This window comes from Pseudoroseicyclus tamaricis, assembly GCF_012070395.1.
GTDB lineage: Bacteria > Pseudomonadota > Alphaproteobacteria > Rhodobacterales > Rhodobacteraceae > Pseudoroseicyclus_A > Pseudoroseicyclus_A tamaricis.
The window spans coordinates 400,051-415,323 of the sequence record NZ_JAAFYS010000003.1; the positions used below are offsets into that span (position 1 = coordinate 400,051).

Genomic DNA, 15,273 nt, shown 5'->3' on the forward strand with positions numbered 1-15,273 from the left:
CTTATGAATATCGGCGACGTGGCAGAGGCCAGCGGCCTGCCCCCCAAGACGATCCGCTACTACGAGGAGATCGGGCTTATCCGCCCGCAGCGCAGCGGCAACGGCTACCGGGTGTTCTCGGAGGCCGATGCCCACAAGCTGATCTTCCTCGTCCGCGCCCGCTCCCTTGGCTTCTCGGTGGAGGAGTGCCGGACGCTCCTCTCCCTCTACGAGGACGACACCCGCGCCAGCGCCGATGTCCGCACCCTCGCCGCGGCGGCGCTGGAGCGGATCGAGGCGAAGATGCGCGAGCTGCAGCAGATGCAGGGCGCGCTCTCCGATCTCGTGCACCGCTGCCATGGCGACGACCGGCCCGACTGCCCGATCCTCGAGGACCTCGCCGCGCCGCGCGCCTAGGCCCGGCGAGCCCACGCGGCGGCGGTGAGGGCGAGGCCGATGGCCGCCATCTTGTAGGCGGGTGTCACCCCGATGACGAAGGTCCAGTTCATCGAGAGGGTGAAGGCCGGATCGGCGTCGCGGAGCGCCCAGGGGATCAGCACCTCGGAGGCGAGGACAAGCAGCGTCGTGGCCAGCGCGAGGAGGAGCAGCGCGCCGGGCGACGTGCCCTGCCGCCGCCGATCGAGCCAGCGCCAGCCCATGAGCCAGGCGAAGCAGCCGAGCACGAGGAAGGGCATGCCGGCATAGGAGCCGGGCGAGAGCAGGAAGTGGATCACCGCCAGCGCCGTGGCCGGGTACGTCCACCAGTGCAGCCGGCGCCACGCCGGCCCCATGGCCCGCACCGCCCGGTCGAAGCTGGTGACGCCGAGGGCGATGAGGATGAGGAGCGCGATCGTGGCGAGGATGAGGGAGAGGCGGGTGGCCGTCTCCTGGGCGATCTCTGCCCAGGCCCAGAAGCGCAGCCAGAAGTAGATGACGAGGTGGACGAGCGTGTAGAGCAGCGCCGAGACGCCCACCATCCGGCGGATCGCCAATAGGCGGCTCCAGCGGAGGATGCGCCGGAGCGGGGTGACGGCGAGGGAGGCGAGGAGCAGCCAGATCGCCCAGACGCCGGACCAGTAGGTGAGGTCCGCCTGCGGGATCATCCAGATGCGCTGGTCCCACCAGTAGAGCATCCAGCCGGCGGGGTAGAAGAGCGCGAGGAATGTGAGAAGCCGGAGCGGCGAGAGCCGCCCGTCCGCCTCCGTCCACGGCAGGGCGCGGCGCCAGCCGGGCGTGGTGGTCTGTAGCATGGGGTCCCCTCCCTCGGGATTCGCGGGAGGGAGGCTGGGGGTTCCAGCAGGTGGAAGGTCAAGGGGCGGCGGGGCCTCCGCTTGCCCCCTGGCCATGGGACCCAGCGCCGCACCGCCCGTGGCGCCCCGGTGACCCCTTGCCCCCCGCGCGGAATCAAGGCCGCAGGCCGCCGCGCGAGCGCCGGCTCGTCCCGGCGGGCTGGCGCTCTGGATGGGCTGGGTGCTGTGCGGGAAGCGGGGAGGGACTTGGCTGGCATAAAGCGCACCGCTCAGCCGTTGGAGCGCCACCCCCCGGGCCGGCGTGAGAGGGTGGTGCCAATGGCGGGCCGGGGATGGTGGGTTGGAAACCCACCTACGGGGCTCGCTCGGGGTGATAGCACCGGAGACCCGGCCGCCGCTCTTTCCCACGCGCGGAATCAAGCCGCAGGCGCCGCGCGAGCGCCGGCCCGTCCCGGCGGGGTGGCGCTCTGGTAGGGCTTGGCGCCTCGCTCGGAGCGGGGAGGGGTTTGGCGGGCATAAAGCGCGCCGCACAGACGTTGCTGCGCCACCCCACGGGCCGGCGTGCGAGGGCAGCGCCTGTGGCAGGCGGGGAATGGAGAGGGTTTGACGCGAGTCCGGCCGGGGTGTGGTGGGTTACAAACCCACCCTACGGCGTCGGGCGAACCCGGATCAGGGGCGCGCCGCTCGATGGTCAGATGTTGGGAGAAGGAGCTACCGACCTCCGGGGCCGAGGGATGCCTCTGGGCCGGAGGAAGGCCAGAATGGTGCGGTCGAGAAGACTCGAACTTCCACGGGAGTTACCCCACAGCGACCTCAACGCTGCGCGTCTACCAATTCCGCCACGACCGCACTGTCTTGGCTCGGTGCGCGGCTCTCTAGCGAAGCCCCGGGGCGATGTGAAGAGGGAAAGCGGACCGCTTGGAAATATTCCCGGCAGCCCCACGACGGGCCCCACCATCCCACCCCCGCCCTCCCGCTCACGTTTACGTGAGGTCGCTCCGCCGCCCTTTGCTCCGGCCCCCGCGCGATTTTTATCTGCGAGCGGGTGACATGCGTGAAAGGGGGCGAGGCATCCGTGAATGGCAAAGCGGTGCAGACGGCGCTGCGTGAGACGCAGCGCGCCCTCCTCAGCCGCCACGCGCTGGCGGTCATGGCCGGGCTCTCCGTCATCCTCGCCATCGTCGGCCCCTACGAGACCCACGCGCTGCTCACCCCCCTGCAGCGGCTCGGCTACTGGCTGCTGGCCGTCGGCCTCTCCGGCGTCGCCGGCACCTTCGCGCCGGCCTTCCTCACCCACGCCGTCCCGAACCTTTCGCCGCGGCTTCGCGCGCCGGCAGCGGCGGCGGGGACGGCGACGCTCGTCCTCTGCGGGGTACTGGTGCTCAACGGGGTGGTCTTCGGGACGTGGCCGGGGGCGCCGGGCTACCTGCGGCTGATGCTGCTCACCGTCGGCGGGGTGAGTTTCATCCTCAGCCTCGTGCTCTTTTACTACGAAGAGACGCGCCATGCCCCCTCGCCCGAGGCCCCCTCGCCCGAGGCCCCGCCGGCCACGGAGTCGAGCCCGCCGCGCCTCCTCTCCCGGCTGGCGGAGGACCAGCGGGGGGAGCTCGTTTCCATCTCGGTGCGCGACCACTATGTGGAGGTGACCACGACGCAGGGAACGGGACAGCTTCTGATGCGCCTCAGCGATGCCATGGCGGAGACGGCCCGCGGCGAGGGCCTGCAGGTCCATCGCTCGCACTGGGTGTCGCGCGCCCATGTCACCTGCGCCCGCCGCGACGGCGCCCGCGCCTGCCTGACGCTGAGCGACGGCCGCGAGATCCCCGCCAGCCGCACCTATCTGCCGGCGCTGAAGGAGGCGGGGCTGCTTCCGGCGACGCATGGTTGAGTGGCGCACCTCCCCCGGCCTCGTCCCCTACGAGGAGGCGCTGGCGGCCATGGAAGCGCGGGTGGAGGCGATCTCCCGCGGCGAGGCGGAGGAACTGGTCTGGCTCCTCGAGCACCCGCCGCTCTACACCGCCGGCACCTCCGCCCGGGACGAAGACCTGCTCGACGCCCGCTTCCCCGTCTTCGAGGCAAGACGCGGCGGACAGTACACCTACCACGGGCCCGGCCAGCGCGTCGTCTACGTCATGCTCGACGTCGGCCGGCGCGGCCACGACGTGCGCCGCTTCGTGCAGCAGCTGGAAGGCTGGGTGATCGCGGCGCTGGCGGAGTTCAACGTCACCGGCGTCATCCGCGAGGGGCGCGTCGGTGTCTGGGTCGAGCGGCCGGAGAAGCCTCCCCTCCCCGATGGCGCGCCGCGGGAGGACAAGATCGCCGCCATCGGGATCCGCCTGCGCAAGTGGGTGAGCTTCCACGGCATCTCGATCAACGTCGAGCCCGACCTCTCCCACTTCTCCGGCATCGTGCCCTGCGGCGTCACCGGGCACGGCGTGACCTCGCTCGTCGATCTCGGCCTGCCGGTGACGATGGACGACCTGGATGTGGCACTGCGCCGCAGCTTCGAGGCCGCGATGGGAGAGCGGGCGCCGGCGTGACGGCTGGATTGCGGAGCGCCTGCGGCGCGCGCCTTTGAGTGCGGTGGGGGCTCTGCCCCCACACCCCCGCGGTATTTCCGGCCAGATGAACGGGGATCCGGCGGGCGCGAGGGGGAGGCGCACGCAAACTTGACTTAGGGGGAGGGGACGAGGGGCGGGGAGCGGGCCGGCGGAATATTGCCCTTCCGGCGCCCAGCCTCTAGAAGGCCGTGAGCGAGTCCGGCGCACCACCTGCGCCCATCCCATGTGTCAGCAGGAGTTCCCCATGGCAGACGCCGCCATTCACGGATCGGAGCACCATGACGAGCGGGGGTTCTTCACCCGCTGGTTCATGTCCACCAACCACAAGGACATCGGGATCCTGTATCTCTTCGTGTCCGGCGTGGTCGGCTTCATCGCCGTGCTCTTCACCGTCTACATGCGGCTGGAGCTGATGCATCCGGGCGTACAGTACATGTGCATGGAGGGGATGCGCTTCTTCTCCGCCGCCGAGGCGGGCAGCTGTACGCCGAACGGCCACCTGTGGAACGTGATGATCACCTACCACGGCGTGCTGATGATGTTCTTCGTCGTCATCCCCGCGCTCTTCGGCGGCTTCGGCAACTACCTGATGCCGCTGCAGATCGGGGCGCCGGACATGGCCTTCCCGCGGATGAATAACCTCTCCTTCTGGATGTACGTCGCCGGCGTGTCGCTGGGCGTGGCCTCGCTGCTCGCCCCCGGCGGCAACGGGCAGCTCGGCTCCGGCGTGGGCTGGGTGCTCTATCCGCCGCTGTCGACCAACGAGGGCGGTATGTCGATGGACCTCGCCATCTTCGCCGTGCACCTCTCGGGCGCCTCGTCGATCCTCGGCGCGATCAACATGATCACGACCTTCCTCAACATGCGCGCCCCGGGCATGACGCTGCACAAGGTGCCGCTCTTCGCCTGGTCGATCTTCGTCACCGCCTGGCTGATCCTTCTGGCCCTGCCGGTGCTCGCCGGCGCCATCACCATGCTGCTGACGGACCGCAACTTCGGCACCACCTTCTTCCAGCCCTCGGGCGGCGGTGACCCGATCCTCTACCAGCACATCCTGTGGTTCTTCGGGCACCCCGAGGTCTACATCATCATTGTGCCGGGCTTCGGCATCATCTCCCACGTGATCTCGACCTTCTCGAAGAAGCCGATCTTCGGCTACCTGCCGATGGTCTACGCCATGGTCGCCATCGGCTTGCTCGGCTTCGTCGTCTGGGCGCACCACATGTACACGGTGGGCATGTCCCTCACCCAGCAGAGCTACTTCATGCTGGCGACGATGGTCATCGCCGTGCCGACCGGGGTGAAGGTCTTCAGCTGGATCGCCACGATGTGGGGCGGCTCGGTGGAGTTCAAGACGCCGATGCTCTGGGCTTTCGGCTTCCTCTTCCTCTTCACCGTCGGCGGCGTCACCGGCGTCGTGCTCAGCCAGGCCGGGATCGACCGCGCCTACCACGACACCTACTACGTGGTCGCCCACTTCCACTACGTGATGAGCCTCGGCGCCGTCTTCGCGATCTTCGCGGGGCTGTACTTCTACATGCCGAAGTTCTCGGGCCGGATGTATCCCGAATGGGCCGGCAAGCTGCACTTCTGGGCCATGTTCATCGGCGCGAACCTGACCTTCTTCCCGCAGCACTTCCTCGGCCGCCAAGGCATGCCGCGCCGCTACATCGACTACCCGGAAGCCTTCGGCTACTGGAACTTCATCTCGTCGATGGGCGCCTTCCTCGCCTTCGCCTCCTTCGTGTTCTTCATCGGCCTGACCTTCTACGTGCTCTTCGCCGGGCGCCGGGTCACCGTGAACAACCCGTGGAACGAGTGGGCCGACACGCTGGAGTGGACGCTGCCCTGCCCGCCGCCGGAGCACACGTTCGAGATCCTTCCCGAGCAGAAGGACTGGGACAAAAGCCACGCCCACTGATGCCCTATGAATGGGTCAGGGATTTCGACACGGCCCCGGACATCGCGTCCGGGGCCGTTTCGCATCGCCGGCAGGGCAACGGCGATCCGCCGCACTGCGCGCTGCGGGTCTGGCCGAACAACTCGCTGGAGCCCTCCGGCTTCGCCACCTTCATCGCCGCGACGGCCACGCTGATGGCGCTGCCGCTGGTGGCGGTGCTGGGCAGCCCGGTGCTCTGGGTGGTGCTGCTCTTCCTGCTGCCCGCTCTCGCCGCGATCTGGTGGGCGCTTCGGCACAACCAGTCGAGCCGGCAGCGGCTGGTGGAAGAGCTGACGCTCTGGGAGGACCGGCTGGAGATCGCGCGGCGAGAGGCCGGCAAGGCGGACCTGCAGTTCGCGGCGAATCCCTACTGGGTGGAGGTGACGCTGCACAAGGAAGGCGGGCCGGTGGAAGATTACCTCACCCTGCGCGGCGGGGCCCGCACGGTGGAGCTCGGCGCCTTCCTCGCGCCGGAGGAGCGGCGGATGCTGGCGGGGGACCTCGACCTTCGGCTCGCACGGATCCGCCATGTCGGGGCATCGCCGAGGCCGGCACCGGGGGAGGGCTGAGCGCGGGGAGGCGGGCCTGCGTGGGGGCCAGCCCCCACAATCCCGCGGTATTTATGGCCAGATGAAACAGGCGGGAGAGGCGCCGGCCCGCGAGCGAAGGGCGCTGCCCTGGCGCGCGGGGTGGGCGGGCGGGAGCGCGGCAGGGCAGCGGCCGGGGATGCCGGGCGGCGGTCAGCCCAGCCGGGACTTGACCTTGGAGCCGGCCTTGCCGAAATCCATGCGCCCGGCGAAGCGGCCCTTCAGCTCGGCCATCACCTTGCCCATGTCGCGGATGTTCTCCGCCCCCACGTCGGCGATGGCGGTGTCGACGGCGGCATCGGCCTCCGCCTCCGTCAGCGGCCGGGGCAGGAACTCCTCGATCACCTTAATCTCGGCCTCCTCGCGGGTCGCCATGTCCACGCGCCCCGCCTCGGCATAGGCGCGGGCGCTCTCGTGGCGCTGCTTGACCATCTTGCCGAGGATCGCGGTGATCTCGGCATCGGAGACACCGCCATCCTCGCCCTCGCCGCGGGCGGCGATGTCCCGGTCCTTGATGGCCGCATTGATCAGCCGCAGGGTCGAGAGGCGATCCGCCTCCCGGGCCCGCATGGCATCCTTGAGCGCCACATTGATGCGGCTGCGCAAATCCATTCGATCCGTCCCCTGCTGGTCCGACCACGAGGGGTCGGGGATGCGACAAGCCGCCCTTTTAACGCTTCCGTTGGGTCCTCACAACCGCCCCGCTCGGTCACGCGCCGTCACGCGTGCCGGCATGTACGAGGCAGCGCCGGGGCCGCGCCCGGGCCAGCCCCGCTTGACGCTCCCCGGGCACCTCCCTAGATGTCGCCGGAACACCCGACATCCCCTGCCCGAGGAGCCGCCCGATGACTCACGCCCCGGCCAAGCCGACCGCCTGCCTGGCTCTCGCCGACGGGACCGTCTTCTACGGCCGAGGCTTCGGTGCCACCGGCAAGGCGGTGGCGGAGCTGTGCTTCAACACCGCCATGACCGGCTACCAGGAGATCATGACCGATCCCTCCTATGCCGGGCAGATCGTCACCTTCACCTTCCCCCATGTCGGCAATGTCGGCACCAACCCCGACGACGACGAGACGGGGGACCCGGTCGCCGCCGGCCTCGTGGTGAAGTGGGACCCGACGGAGCCCTCCAACTGGCGCGCCGCCCAGCGCCTGCAGGACTGGCTCGCCTCCCGCGGCCGCATCGGCATCGGCGGCATCGACACGCGGCGGCTGACCCGCGCAATCCGGCAGCAGGGCTCGCCCCACGCGGCGCTGGCCCATGACCCGGACGGCAATTTCGACATCGCCGCCCTCGTGGCGGAGGCGCGCGCCTTCCCCGGCCTTGTCGGACTCGATCTGGCGAAGGACGTCTCCACCCGGCAGACCTACCGCTGGAACGAGATGCGCTGGGCGTGGCCGGCCGGCTATGTTCAGCAGGAGGCGCCGCAGCACCGCGTCGTCGCCATCGATTACGGCGCCAAGCGCAACATCCTGCGCTGCCTCGCCTCGGCCGGCTGCGACGTCACCGTGCTGCCGGCGACGGCAACGGCGGAGGATGTGCTGGCCCACGAGCCCGACGGCATATTCCTCACCAACGGCCCGGGGGATCCGGCGGCGACCGGCGAATACGCCGTCCCCGCCATCCGCGGGCTGGTGGAGAAGACGGAACTGCCGCTCTTCGGCATCTGCCTCGGCCACCAGATGCTCGCTCTCGCCCTCGGCGCCCGCACCGTGAAGATGAACCACGGCCACCACGGCGCCAACCACCCGGTGAAGGACATGGAGACGGGCAAGGTCGAGATCACCTCGATGAACCACGGCTTCACCGTCGACAGCCAGACGCTGCCCGCCGGCGTGAAGGAGACGCATGTCTCCCTCTTCGACGGCTCGAACTGCGGCATCCGCGTCGATGGCCGGCCGATCTTCTCCGTTCAGTACCACCCCGAGGCGAGCCCGGGGCCGCAGGACAGCTACTACCTGTTCGAACGCTTCGCCGCCGCCATGGCCGCGCGCAGCGGCGCGGCGGCGCCTGCGGGCTGAGGGCGGCTTAACCGGCACTTAACCAACCGGCGGCTAACCTCCTGTTAAAAGGAGGAGAGCCGATGGCGGAGGTCACCCCTGCCGAGATCACCGCGCCGGTCCGGCTGCGGCGAGCGAGCCCTCGCGCGCGGCTGCGGGTGGACCCGCTCGCCCGCCGGGCGGACCCGCGGCTGATCGCCCGCCTCGGGGCGGAGATCTGCCTGACCGACCAGGTGCTGCCTTGGCGGCGCGAGGGCGGGGCGACGATCCTGCTCGCGATGGATGCCGAGACGGTGCGCCACCGCCTGCCCGCCTACGAGACGGTGCTCGGCCCCGTGCGCCTCGCCGCCGCCCCGCCGGGGCGGCTGGCGGAGGCGCTGACCCGCGATGCCGGCGCGCTCCTCGCCCTGGAAGCGGAGGAGCGGCTGCCCCCGTCCCTCTCCTGCCGGGGCCTCGGCGCCGGCACCGGGCTACGCGGGGGCGTCGGGATAGCGCTCCTGCTGGCGCTGGCGGCGCTGCTCGCCGCGCCCGGGCCGGTCTTCCTGGCGCTCTGCCTGCTCACGGCCCTCCTCGGCGCAGCCTTCACGGTGCTGCGCCTGCTGGCGCTCTTCGCCGCCCCGCCCTCCCGGCCGGCGCTGCCGGCCCCGGTCGCGCCGGCGCCGGAGTTGTTGCCCCGCGTCTCCCTCTTCGTGCCGCTCTACCAGGAGCGGGAGATCGCGGGCGCGCTGCTGCGCCGCCTCGGCCGGCTGGACTACCCGACGGACCGGCTGGATCTCTGCCTGATCCTCGAGGCGGACGACCCGCAGACGGAGGCGGCGCTGGCCCGCACCGACCTGCCACCCCACGCGCGCGTCATCCGCGTGCCGGCCGGCGGGCTGCGCACCAAGCCCCGCGCGCTCAACTACGCGCTGACGCTGGCGCGCGGACAGATCATCGGCATCTACGATGCCGAGGACGCGCCTGCGCCCGACCAGCTGCGCCGGGTCGCCGCCCGCTTCGCGACGGCGCCGCCGCAGGTGGGCTGCCTGCAGGGGGCGCTCGACTTCTACAACAGCGGCAGCAACTGGGTCGCCGGCTGCTTCACGCTGGAATATGCGGCCTGGTTCCGGGTGCTCCTGCCCGGCCTTGCCGCGCTCGATCTGCCGGTGCCGCTGGGGGGGACGACGCTGTTCCTGCGCCGCGACGTGCTCACCCGCCTTGGCGGCTGGGATGCCCACAACGTCACCGAGGATGCCGACCTCGGCCTGCGCCTGCACCGCGCCGGCTACCGCACCGAGCTGATCGACACCGTCACCCAGGAGGAGGCGGCGAACCGCCCCCGCCCCTGGATCCGCCAGCGCTCCCGCTGGCTGAAGGGCTACGCGCTGACCTGGGCGAGCCACATGCGCCACCCGGCCGCCCTGCTCCGCGACTTAGGCTGGAGGGGCTTCTGGGCGGTGCAGCTGCTCTTCCTCGGCACGCTGGCGCAGTTCCTGCTGGCGCCCGTCGGGTGGAGCTTCTGGGCCCTCGCCCTCGGCCTGCCGCACGTGCTGGCGACGCTCCCCGCCGGGCTGATCCTCGGCATCCTCGCCCTGCAGCTGGTGACACTGGCGGTGAGCCTGCTCACCTTCGCCATCGCCGCCGCCCGCTCCGGCCGGCCGTGGATGATGCTCTCCTACCCGCTGCTCTGGGTCTACTTCCCGATGGCCACGCTGGCGCTTCTCAAGGCGCTACGGGAGCTGGTGGCGCAGCCCTTCTACTGGGACAAGACGTCCCACGGACACTCCCAGCCAGACGAGGTGCCCCGGCCCACTGCGCGCCATCGGCGGGTGGTGCGATGAGGGAGGCGGGCGCAGCAGAAGCGGTGCGCACTCGGCCCCAACGCCCCGTAGACCGGGCTTCAGCCCGGCACCCCCGATGCACGCCCCCCGTCAGAGCCGCGCCGCCTCCACCTTCTGCGCGTCCAGCTTCAGCCGCGTGATGAAGGCGCTCGAGATATGCTCCCGCAGCGCCGCATAGGCGCCCTCCCCGTCCCCCGCCTCGATGGCGGTGACGATGGTCTCGTGCTCGTCGAGCGTCCGCGCCCCCCGCCCTTCGGCGGCAATCGAGGTGCTGGCGAGCAGCGCCATGGAGCGGTGCACGAGGTCCAGCTGGCGCACGAGGAAGCGGTTGTGCGAGGCGAGGTGGATCTGCTTGTGGAACCGCCGGTTGGCCCGCGCCATCGCGTCAGGGTCGTCCACGAGCGCCCTATCCGCCTCCAGCATGTCGCGCAGCACGCGGATCTCTTCCGGCGTCGCGTTGCGCGCCGCCAGCCGCGCCGCCAGCCCCTCCAGCTCGCCGCGCACGACGTAGAGCTCGGCCAGCTGGTTGTGATCGAGCGAGGCGACGATCATCGAGCGCCCGTCCCGCGTCAGGATCGCCTGCGTCTCCAGCCGCTGCAGCGCCTCGCGGATGGGCGTGCGGGAGACGCCGAACCGCTCCGCCAGCTCGCTCTCCACCAGCCGGTCGCCGGGGCGGTAGGTGCCGGCGTCGATGGCATCGAGGATCAGCCGGTAGGCGTCCTTCTGCGGGGCCTTGGGGGTGGTCATGCGCACTCCGATGGGCGGGGCGAGGCGGCCCCGGGGGGCGCGGCGAGCCTAGGCCCCCGCCCCCGGCCGATCAAGCGCCCTTGCGCCGCACGTCCCGGCAGGGCACCACCGGCGCATGGTTGCCGCCTCCTTCGCCCATGTCAAAGTCTGGGTCTTCGACCTCGACAATACGCTCTACCCGCCCGAGGCCCGCCTCTTCGACCAGATCGAGCGGAAGATGAACGCCTATGTCATCCGCGAGCTCGGCGTCCCGCCGGAGGAGGCCGACCGCCTGCGCGCCGATTACTGGCGTGCCCATGGCACCACCCTCGCCGGCCTGATGGCCGAGCACGGGGTGGACCCGGACCCGTACCTCGCCGAGGTGCATGACATCGACGTCTCCGGCCTCTCGCCCGATCCGGCCCTCGCGGCCGCGATCCGCGCCCTGCCCGGCCGGCGGATCGTCTACACCAACGGCTCGCGCCCCTATGCAGAGCAGGTGCTGGCGGCGCGCGGCCTCGCCGGCTGCTTCGATGCCGTCTACGGCGTCGAACATGCCGGCTACCGACCGAAGCCCGAGCAGGCGGCATTCGAGGCGGTCTTCGCGCTGGACGGCATCGCCCCCGCCGAGGCGGCGATGTTCGAGGATGTGCCGCGCAACCTCGCCGTCCCCCACGCGCTGGGGATGCGCACGGTGCATGTCGCGCCGGAGCCTCTGCCGCCCGATCTGGCGGCGGAGCACATCCATCACCACACGTCCGACCTCACCGCCTTCCTGCAGGCCCTCGCCCCGGGCGTTGCGCCGGCCTAGATAGGGGGCATGGACAGCGATCTCCTCATCGCCGGCGGCGGCATCGCCGGCCTCACTGCCGCCGCCACCTTCGGCGCCGCCGGCTTTACCGTCACTCTGGTGGACCCGGCCCCCGCCGATGCGGCGCCCGACCGACGCTCCACAGCCTTCCTGCAGCCCGCCCGCGCGCTCCTGGAGGAGGCCGGCATCTGGGCGCACCTCGCCCCGCATGCGACGCCCCTGAGGGTGATGCGCATCGTCGATGCCGGCGGGGCGGAGCCGCTGGCCCGCATTGTGGCGGATTTCGACAGTGCCGAGTTCGGCGGCGAGGCGGCGGAGCCCTTCGGCTGGAACATCCCGAACGCCCTGATCCGTGAAGCCCTGCTCGGCCGCCTCGCCGAGCTGCCGACCGTCACCCTCCGCCAGGGCACCGGGTTCGCCGGCGTCACCCCGCGCGATGCCGAGGCCCTGGTGCGACTGAGCGACAGCACCCGTCTCGCCACCCGCCTGCTGATCGGGGCGGACGGGCGCAATTCGGCGGTGCGCGAGGCCTATGGCATCGGCGTGCACACCTTCCGCTACGGGCAGAAGGCGCTGGTCTTCACCGTCACGCACGAGCGCCCGCATGACGAGGTCTCCACCGAGATCCACCGCGCCGGCGGCCCCTTCACGCTGGTGCCGCTGCCCGATCACGAGGGGCGCCCCGCCTCCGCCGTCGTCTGGATGGAGCGGGCGGAGGAGGCGCTGCGCCTCGCCGCCCTGCCGGACGCCGCCTTCTCCGCCGCCGCCACAACCCGCTCCGCCGGGGTACTGGGGGAGCTGACGCTGGCCTCGCCGCGGCAGGCCTGGCCGATCATCGCCCAGCGGGCCGAGGCCATCGCCGAGAAGCGCATGGCCCTGATGGCCGAGGCGGCGCACGTGGTGCCGCCCATCGGCGCGCAGGGGCTGAACATGTCGCTCGCCGACCTGCGCGCGCTGCTGGAGCTGGCGACGCCGGAGGGCCTCGGCTCGGCCGAGATGCTCTCCGCCTACGCCCGCCGCCGCGAGCCCGACATCCGCACCCGCCTCCTCGGCATCGACGCCCTCAACCGCGCCGCCATCGCCGGCCTGCCGCCCCTGCGAGACCTCCGCGCCGCCGCGCTCCGCGCCCTCCACGGCGCGACTCCCGTGCGGCGCGGGCTGATGCAGCTGGGACTGGGGGCGCGGTAGGCAGGTACCCGGGCACGCCGCTAGCCAAAGGGCCGCTTTCAGCCAAGCGCCCCGCCCGAACGCCGGCCCGTGGGGTGGCGCTCCGACGGCACCGCTGCGCGCTTTATGCCCGCAAAACCCCTCCCTGCCCTGAGCGAGGCACCAAGCCCCAGCAGAGCGCCAGCCCGCCGGGACGGGCCGGCGCTCGCGCGGCGCCTCCGGCTTGATTCCGCGCGAGGTCACAGCGGCAAGAAAACCGCAGCGAAGAGACCCGGCCCCTCCCGCCCCCTGTTTCATCTGGCCAAAAATACCCTCGGGGGGCTCCGGGGGGCTGGCCCCCCGGTCCCGCACTCTCCGCCCGCGCCACCGCTCAGATCGGCCCCGGCCGCCGCTCCTCGCTCAGGAGCACGTTGGCCTCCAGCGCCCCAACCCCCGGCAGCGTCATGATCCGCCGCCGCAGCACCCGCTCGAAATCGCCGAGGTCGCGCGCCACCACCCGCAGACGGAAGTCGTAGAGCCCGAGGACGTGCTCCACGAGCTGCACCTCTCGGATGGCGCTCACCGCCCGCTCGAAGTCGGCGAGGTTGACCTGGCTCTTCGCCGCCAGCTTCACGCCGAGGAAGACCGTCACGCCGAAGCCCAGCGCCCCGGCATCGAGCCGCAGCCGCCGCCCGGCGAGCACGCCGGCCTCGCGCAGCCGCTTCACCCGTCGCCACGCCGCCGGCTGGGAGAGGCCGAGCCGCCGCCCCAGCTCCGCCGTCGGCAGGGCGGCGTCGGCGGCGAGCTCTCGCAGGAGCCTCCGGTCGATCTCGTCCAGTTCGATCACAGCGGCAGCGCCTCGTCGCGCTTCACCTCGGTGAGTGTCATGAGGCTCTCGATATCGGCGATGTGGGGGAGCGTCAGGATGCGCTGGCGGTAGATCTGCTGGTAGTGGCCGAGGTCGCGGGCGATGACGTGCAGGCGGACGTCGACGCGGCCGAGGAACGTCTGGATCTCCGTCACTTCGGGGATCGCCCGCGCGCCTTCGAGGAAGTCCTCGAAGGCCCGGGCCGCCGTCTTGTCCAGCGTCACGCGAAGCGAGACGGCGACGACGTAGCCCAGTGCCCGCCAGTCGATCACCGCCTCCTGCCCCTGGATCACGCCGGCCTCCTCCATCTTTGCCACCCGCCGCCCGGCCTTCAGCGCCGTCACCCCTGCTCGCTCGGCGAGATCGGCAAGGCTCAGCTCGGGCTCCGACTGCCAGATCCTCAGGAGCCGCCGGTCGGTGTTATCAAGCATGATCTCTGCCATTTTCGACCCCGCAGCGAATAGAACCATCGCACGAGACCTCAAATACCCGCCGAACGCCTCTCGAAGCAAGCGCCGACGCCGGCTACACAGCCCCCAGCACATAAACGGAGGGACGAGATGCGCGTCTATTACGATCGCGACTGCGACGTGAACCTGATCAAGGACATGAAGGTGGCCATTCTCGGCTACGGCTCCCAGGGGCACGCCCATGCGCTGAACCTGCGCGATTCCGGCGCCAAGAACGTCGCCGTCGCACTGCGCGAGGGCTCGCCGTCGAAGGCAAAGGCCGAGGGCGAGGGCCTGCAGGTCATGGGGATCGCCGAGGCCGCCGCCTGGGCCGACCTCATCATGTTCACCATGCCCGACGAGCTGCAGGCCGCGACCTACAAGAAGTACGTGCATGACAACCTGAAAGAGGGCGCCGCCATCGCCTTCGCCCACGGCCTGAACGTGCACTTCGGCCTCATCGAGCCGAAGCCGGGCGTCGACGTCATCATGATGGCGCCGAAGGGCCCCGGCCACACCGTGCGCGGCGAATACGTCAAGGGCGGCGGCGTGCCCTGCCTCGTCGCCGTCGATCAGGACGCGACGGGCCGCGCCATGGAGATCGGCCTCTCCTATTGCTCCGCCATCGGCGGCGGCCGCTCGGGCATCATCGAGACGAACTTCCGCCAGGAATGCGAGACCGACCTCTTCGGCGAGCAGGCTGTGCTCTGCGGCGGCCTCGTCGAGCTCATCCGCATGGGCTTCGAGACGCTGGTCGAGGCCGGCTACGAGCCCGAGATGGCCTATTTCGAGTGCCTGCACGAGGTGAAGCTGATCGTGGACCTGATCTACGAAGGCGGCATCGCCAACATGAACTACTCGATCTCGAACACCGCCGAATACGGCGAGTACGTGAGCGGGCCGCGGATCCTCCCCTACGAGGAGACGAAGAAGCGCATGAAGGAGGTCCTGACGGACATCCAGACGGGCAAGTTCGTGCGCGACTTCATGCAGGAGAACGCCGTCGGCCAGCCGATGTTCAAGGCGACGCGTCGCCTGAATGACGAGCACCAGATCGAGCAGGTCGGCGAGAAGCTCCGCGGCATGATGCCGTGGATCGGCAAGGGCAAGCTGGTAGACAAGGCCCGGAACTAAGTC

The 15,273-nt window shown here is 70.9% G+C and carries 15 protein-coding genes and 1 tRNA gene; 10 read left to right on the top strand and 6 right to left on the bottom strand.

Annotation, left to right across the window (positions count from 1 at the left end):
* The first annotated feature begins 3 nt into the window (after positions 1-3).
* Positions 4-396 (top strand): Cu(I)-responsive transcriptional regulator, encoded by a 393-nt coding sequence (cueR, locus tag GY170_RS13700; protein ID WP_163894576.1) that lies wholly within the window; start codon positions 4-6, stop codon positions 394-396.
* Here the strand turns inward: cueR and GY170_RS13705 are convergent.
* On the bottom strand, positions 393-1,229 hold the full coding sequence (locus tag GY170_RS13705) for a protein-methionine-sulfoxide reductase heme-binding subunit MsrQ (protein WP_163894577.1): 837 nt from the start codon (positions 1,227-1,229) through the stop codon (positions 393-395). The two genes, cueR and GY170_RS13705, sit on opposite strands and share 4 nt — an antisense overlap.
* 762 nt (positions 1,230-1,991) lie before the next feature.
* Positions 1,992-2,078: transfer RNA gene (locus tag GY170_RS13710), tRNA-Leu, on the bottom strand.
* A 226-nt stretch (positions 2,079-2,304) separates the two neighbouring features.
* On the opposite strand from GY170_RS13710, the gene GY170_RS13715 reads away from it, so the two are divergent.
* The 4 genes from GY170_RS13715 to GY170_RS13730 all read left to right on the top strand — a co-directional run bounded on the left by GY170_RS13715 (position 2,305) and on the right by GY170_RS13730 (position 6,298).
* On the top strand, positions 2,305-3,117 hold the full coding sequence (locus GY170_RS13715) for a LytTR family DNA-binding domain-containing protein (protein WP_163894578.1): 813 nt from the start codon (positions 2,305-2,307) through the stop codon (positions 3,115-3,117).
* The gene (lipB, locus tag GY170_RS13720) at positions 3,110-3,769 is read left to right on the top strand and encodes a lipoyl(octanoyl) transferase LipB (RefSeq protein ID WP_163894579.1); all 660 of its coding nucleotides are present in this window, start codon (positions 3,110-3,112) and stop codon (positions 3,767-3,769) included. The genes GY170_RS13715 and lipB overlap by 8 nt, the downstream gene beginning before the upstream one ends.
* A gap of 265 nt (positions 3,770-4,034) precedes the next feature.
* A complete protein-coding gene (locus GY170_RS13725) occupies positions 4,035-5,711 on the top strand; it encodes a cytochrome c oxidase subunit I (RefSeq protein WP_163894580.1) in 1,677 nt (558 codons plus the stop codon).
* A complete protein-coding gene (locus GY170_RS13730; RefSeq protein ID WP_163894581.1) occupies positions 5,711-6,298 on the top strand; it encodes a DUF2244 domain-containing protein in 588 nt (195 codons plus the stop codon). Before GY170_RS13725 ends, GY170_RS13730 begins: the two co-directional genes overlap by 1 nt.
* A 171-nt stretch (positions 6,299-6,469) precedes the next feature.
* Here GY170_RS13730 and GY170_RS13735 read toward each other — a convergent pair whose 3' ends face one another.
* Complete coding sequence (locus GY170_RS13735; protein ID WP_163894583.1) at positions 6,470-6,928, bottom strand: GatB/YqeY domain-containing protein; 459 nt, start codon at positions 6,926-6,928, stop codon at positions 6,470-6,472.
* Positions 6,929-7,161: 233 nt separating this feature from the next.
* On the opposite strand from GY170_RS13735, the gene carA reads away from it, so the two are divergent.
* Both carA and GY170_RS13745 read left to right on the top strand, forming a co-directional pair.
* Complete coding sequence (gene carA, locus GY170_RS13740) at positions 7,162-8,337, top strand: glutamine-hydrolyzing carbamoyl-phosphate synthase small subunit (protein WP_163894585.1); 1,176 nt, start codon at positions 7,162-7,164, stop codon at positions 8,335-8,337.
* Positions 8,338-8,399: 62 nt separating this feature from the next.
* A complete protein-coding gene (locus GY170_RS13745; protein ID WP_163894588.1) occupies positions 8,400-10,136 on the top strand; it encodes a glycosyltransferase in 1,737 nt (578 codons plus the stop codon).
* Positions 10,137-10,226: 90 nt separating this feature from the next.
* Here the strand turns inward: GY170_RS13745 and GY170_RS13750 are convergent, their stop codons facing one another.
* Complete coding sequence (locus tag GY170_RS13750; RefSeq protein ID WP_163894590.1) at positions 10,227-10,883, bottom strand: GntR family transcriptional regulator; 657 nt, start codon at positions 10,881-10,883, stop codon at positions 10,227-10,229.
* A 115-nt stretch (positions 10,884-10,998) separates the two neighbouring features.
* Between GY170_RS13750 and GY170_RS13755 the strand changes: the two genes are divergently transcribed.
* Positions 10,999-11,673, top strand: a complete 675-nt coding sequence (locus GY170_RS13755) for a pyrimidine 5'-nucleotidase (RefSeq protein ID WP_163894592.1) — start codon at positions 10,999-11,001, stop codon at positions 11,671-11,673.
* A gap of 9 nt (positions 11,674-11,682) precedes the next feature.
* Positions 11,683-12,861: an FAD-dependent monooxygenase gene (locus GY170_RS13760; RefSeq protein WP_163894594.1), complete on the top strand. Its 1,179-nt coding sequence runs from the start codon at positions 11,683-11,685 to the stop codon at positions 12,859-12,861.
* Between the two features lie 349 nt (positions 12,862-13,210).
* On the opposite strand, the gene GY170_RS13765 is transcribed toward GY170_RS13760, so the two are convergent.
* Together GY170_RS13765 and GY170_RS13770 are read right to left on the bottom strand one after the other, a co-directional pair.
* Entirely contained in the window at positions 13,211-13,666 is a 456-nt protein-coding gene (locus tag GY170_RS13765) for an Lrp/AsnC family transcriptional regulator (RefSeq protein ID WP_163894596.1), read from the bottom strand.
* A complete protein-coding gene (locus tag GY170_RS13770) occupies positions 13,663-14,118 on the bottom strand; it encodes an Lrp/AsnC family transcriptional regulator (RefSeq protein WP_163894598.1) in 456 nt (151 codons plus the stop codon). Before GY170_RS13770 ends, GY170_RS13765 begins: the two co-directional genes overlap by 4 nt.
* A gap of 129 nt (positions 14,119-14,247) precedes the next feature.
* On the opposite strand from GY170_RS13770, the gene ilvC reads away from it, so the two are divergent.
* Positions 14,248-15,270 (top strand): ketol-acid reductoisomerase, encoded by a 1,023-nt coding sequence (gene ilvC, locus GY170_RS13775; RefSeq protein ID WP_163894600.1) that lies wholly within the window; start codon positions 14,248-14,250, stop codon positions 15,268-15,270.
* Positions 15,271-15,273 lie beyond the last annotated feature (3 nt).

Coding starts and splice junctions, on each gene's coding strand:
- cueR (WP_163894576.1), top strand. CDS start 4: ATGAATATCGGCGACGTGGCAGAGGCCAGCGGCCTGCCCCCCAAGACG.
- GY170_RS13705 (WP_163894577.1), bottom strand. CDS start 1,229: ATGCTACAGACCACCACGCCCGGCTGGCGCCGCGCCCTGCCGTGGACG.
- lipB (WP_163894579.1), top strand. CDS start 3,110: ATGGTTGAGTGGCGCACCTCCCCCGGCCTCGTCCCCTACGAGGAGGCG.
- GY170_RS13725 (WP_163894580.1), top strand. CDS start 4,035: ATGGCAGACGCCGCCATTCACGGATCGGAGCACCATGACGAGCGGGGG.
- GY170_RS13730 (WP_163894581.1), top strand. CDS start 5,711: ATGCCCTATGAATGGGTCAGGGATTTCGACACGGCCCCGGACATCGCG.
- GY170_RS13735 (WP_163894583.1), bottom strand. CDS start 6,928: ATGGATTTGCGCAGCCGCATCAATGTGGCGCTCAAGGATGCCATGCGG.
- carA (WP_163894585.1), top strand. CDS start 7,162: ATGACTCACGCCCCGGCCAAGCCGACCGCCTGCCTGGCTCTCGCCGAC.
- GY170_RS13745 (WP_163894588.1), top strand. CDS start 8,400: ATGGCGGAGGTCACCCCTGCCGAGATCACCGCGCCGGTCCGGCTGCGG.
- GY170_RS13750 (WP_163894590.1), bottom strand. CDS start 10,883: ATGACCACCCCCAAGGCCCCGCAGAAGGACGCCTACCGGCTGATCCTC.
- GY170_RS13755 (WP_163894592.1), top strand. CDS start 10,999: ATGGTTGCCGCCTCCTTCGCCCATGTCAAAGTCTGGGTCTTCGACCTC.
- GY170_RS13760 (WP_163894594.1), top strand. CDS start 11,683: ATGGACAGCGATCTCCTCATCGCCGGCGGCGGCATCGCCGGCCTCACT.
- GY170_RS13770 (WP_163894598.1), bottom strand. CDS start 14,118: ATGCTTGATAACACCGACCGGCGGCTCCTGAGGATCTGGCAGTCGGAG.
- ilvC (WP_163894600.1), top strand. CDS start 14,248: ATGCGCGTCTATTACGATCGCGACTGCGACGTGAACCTGATCAAGGAC.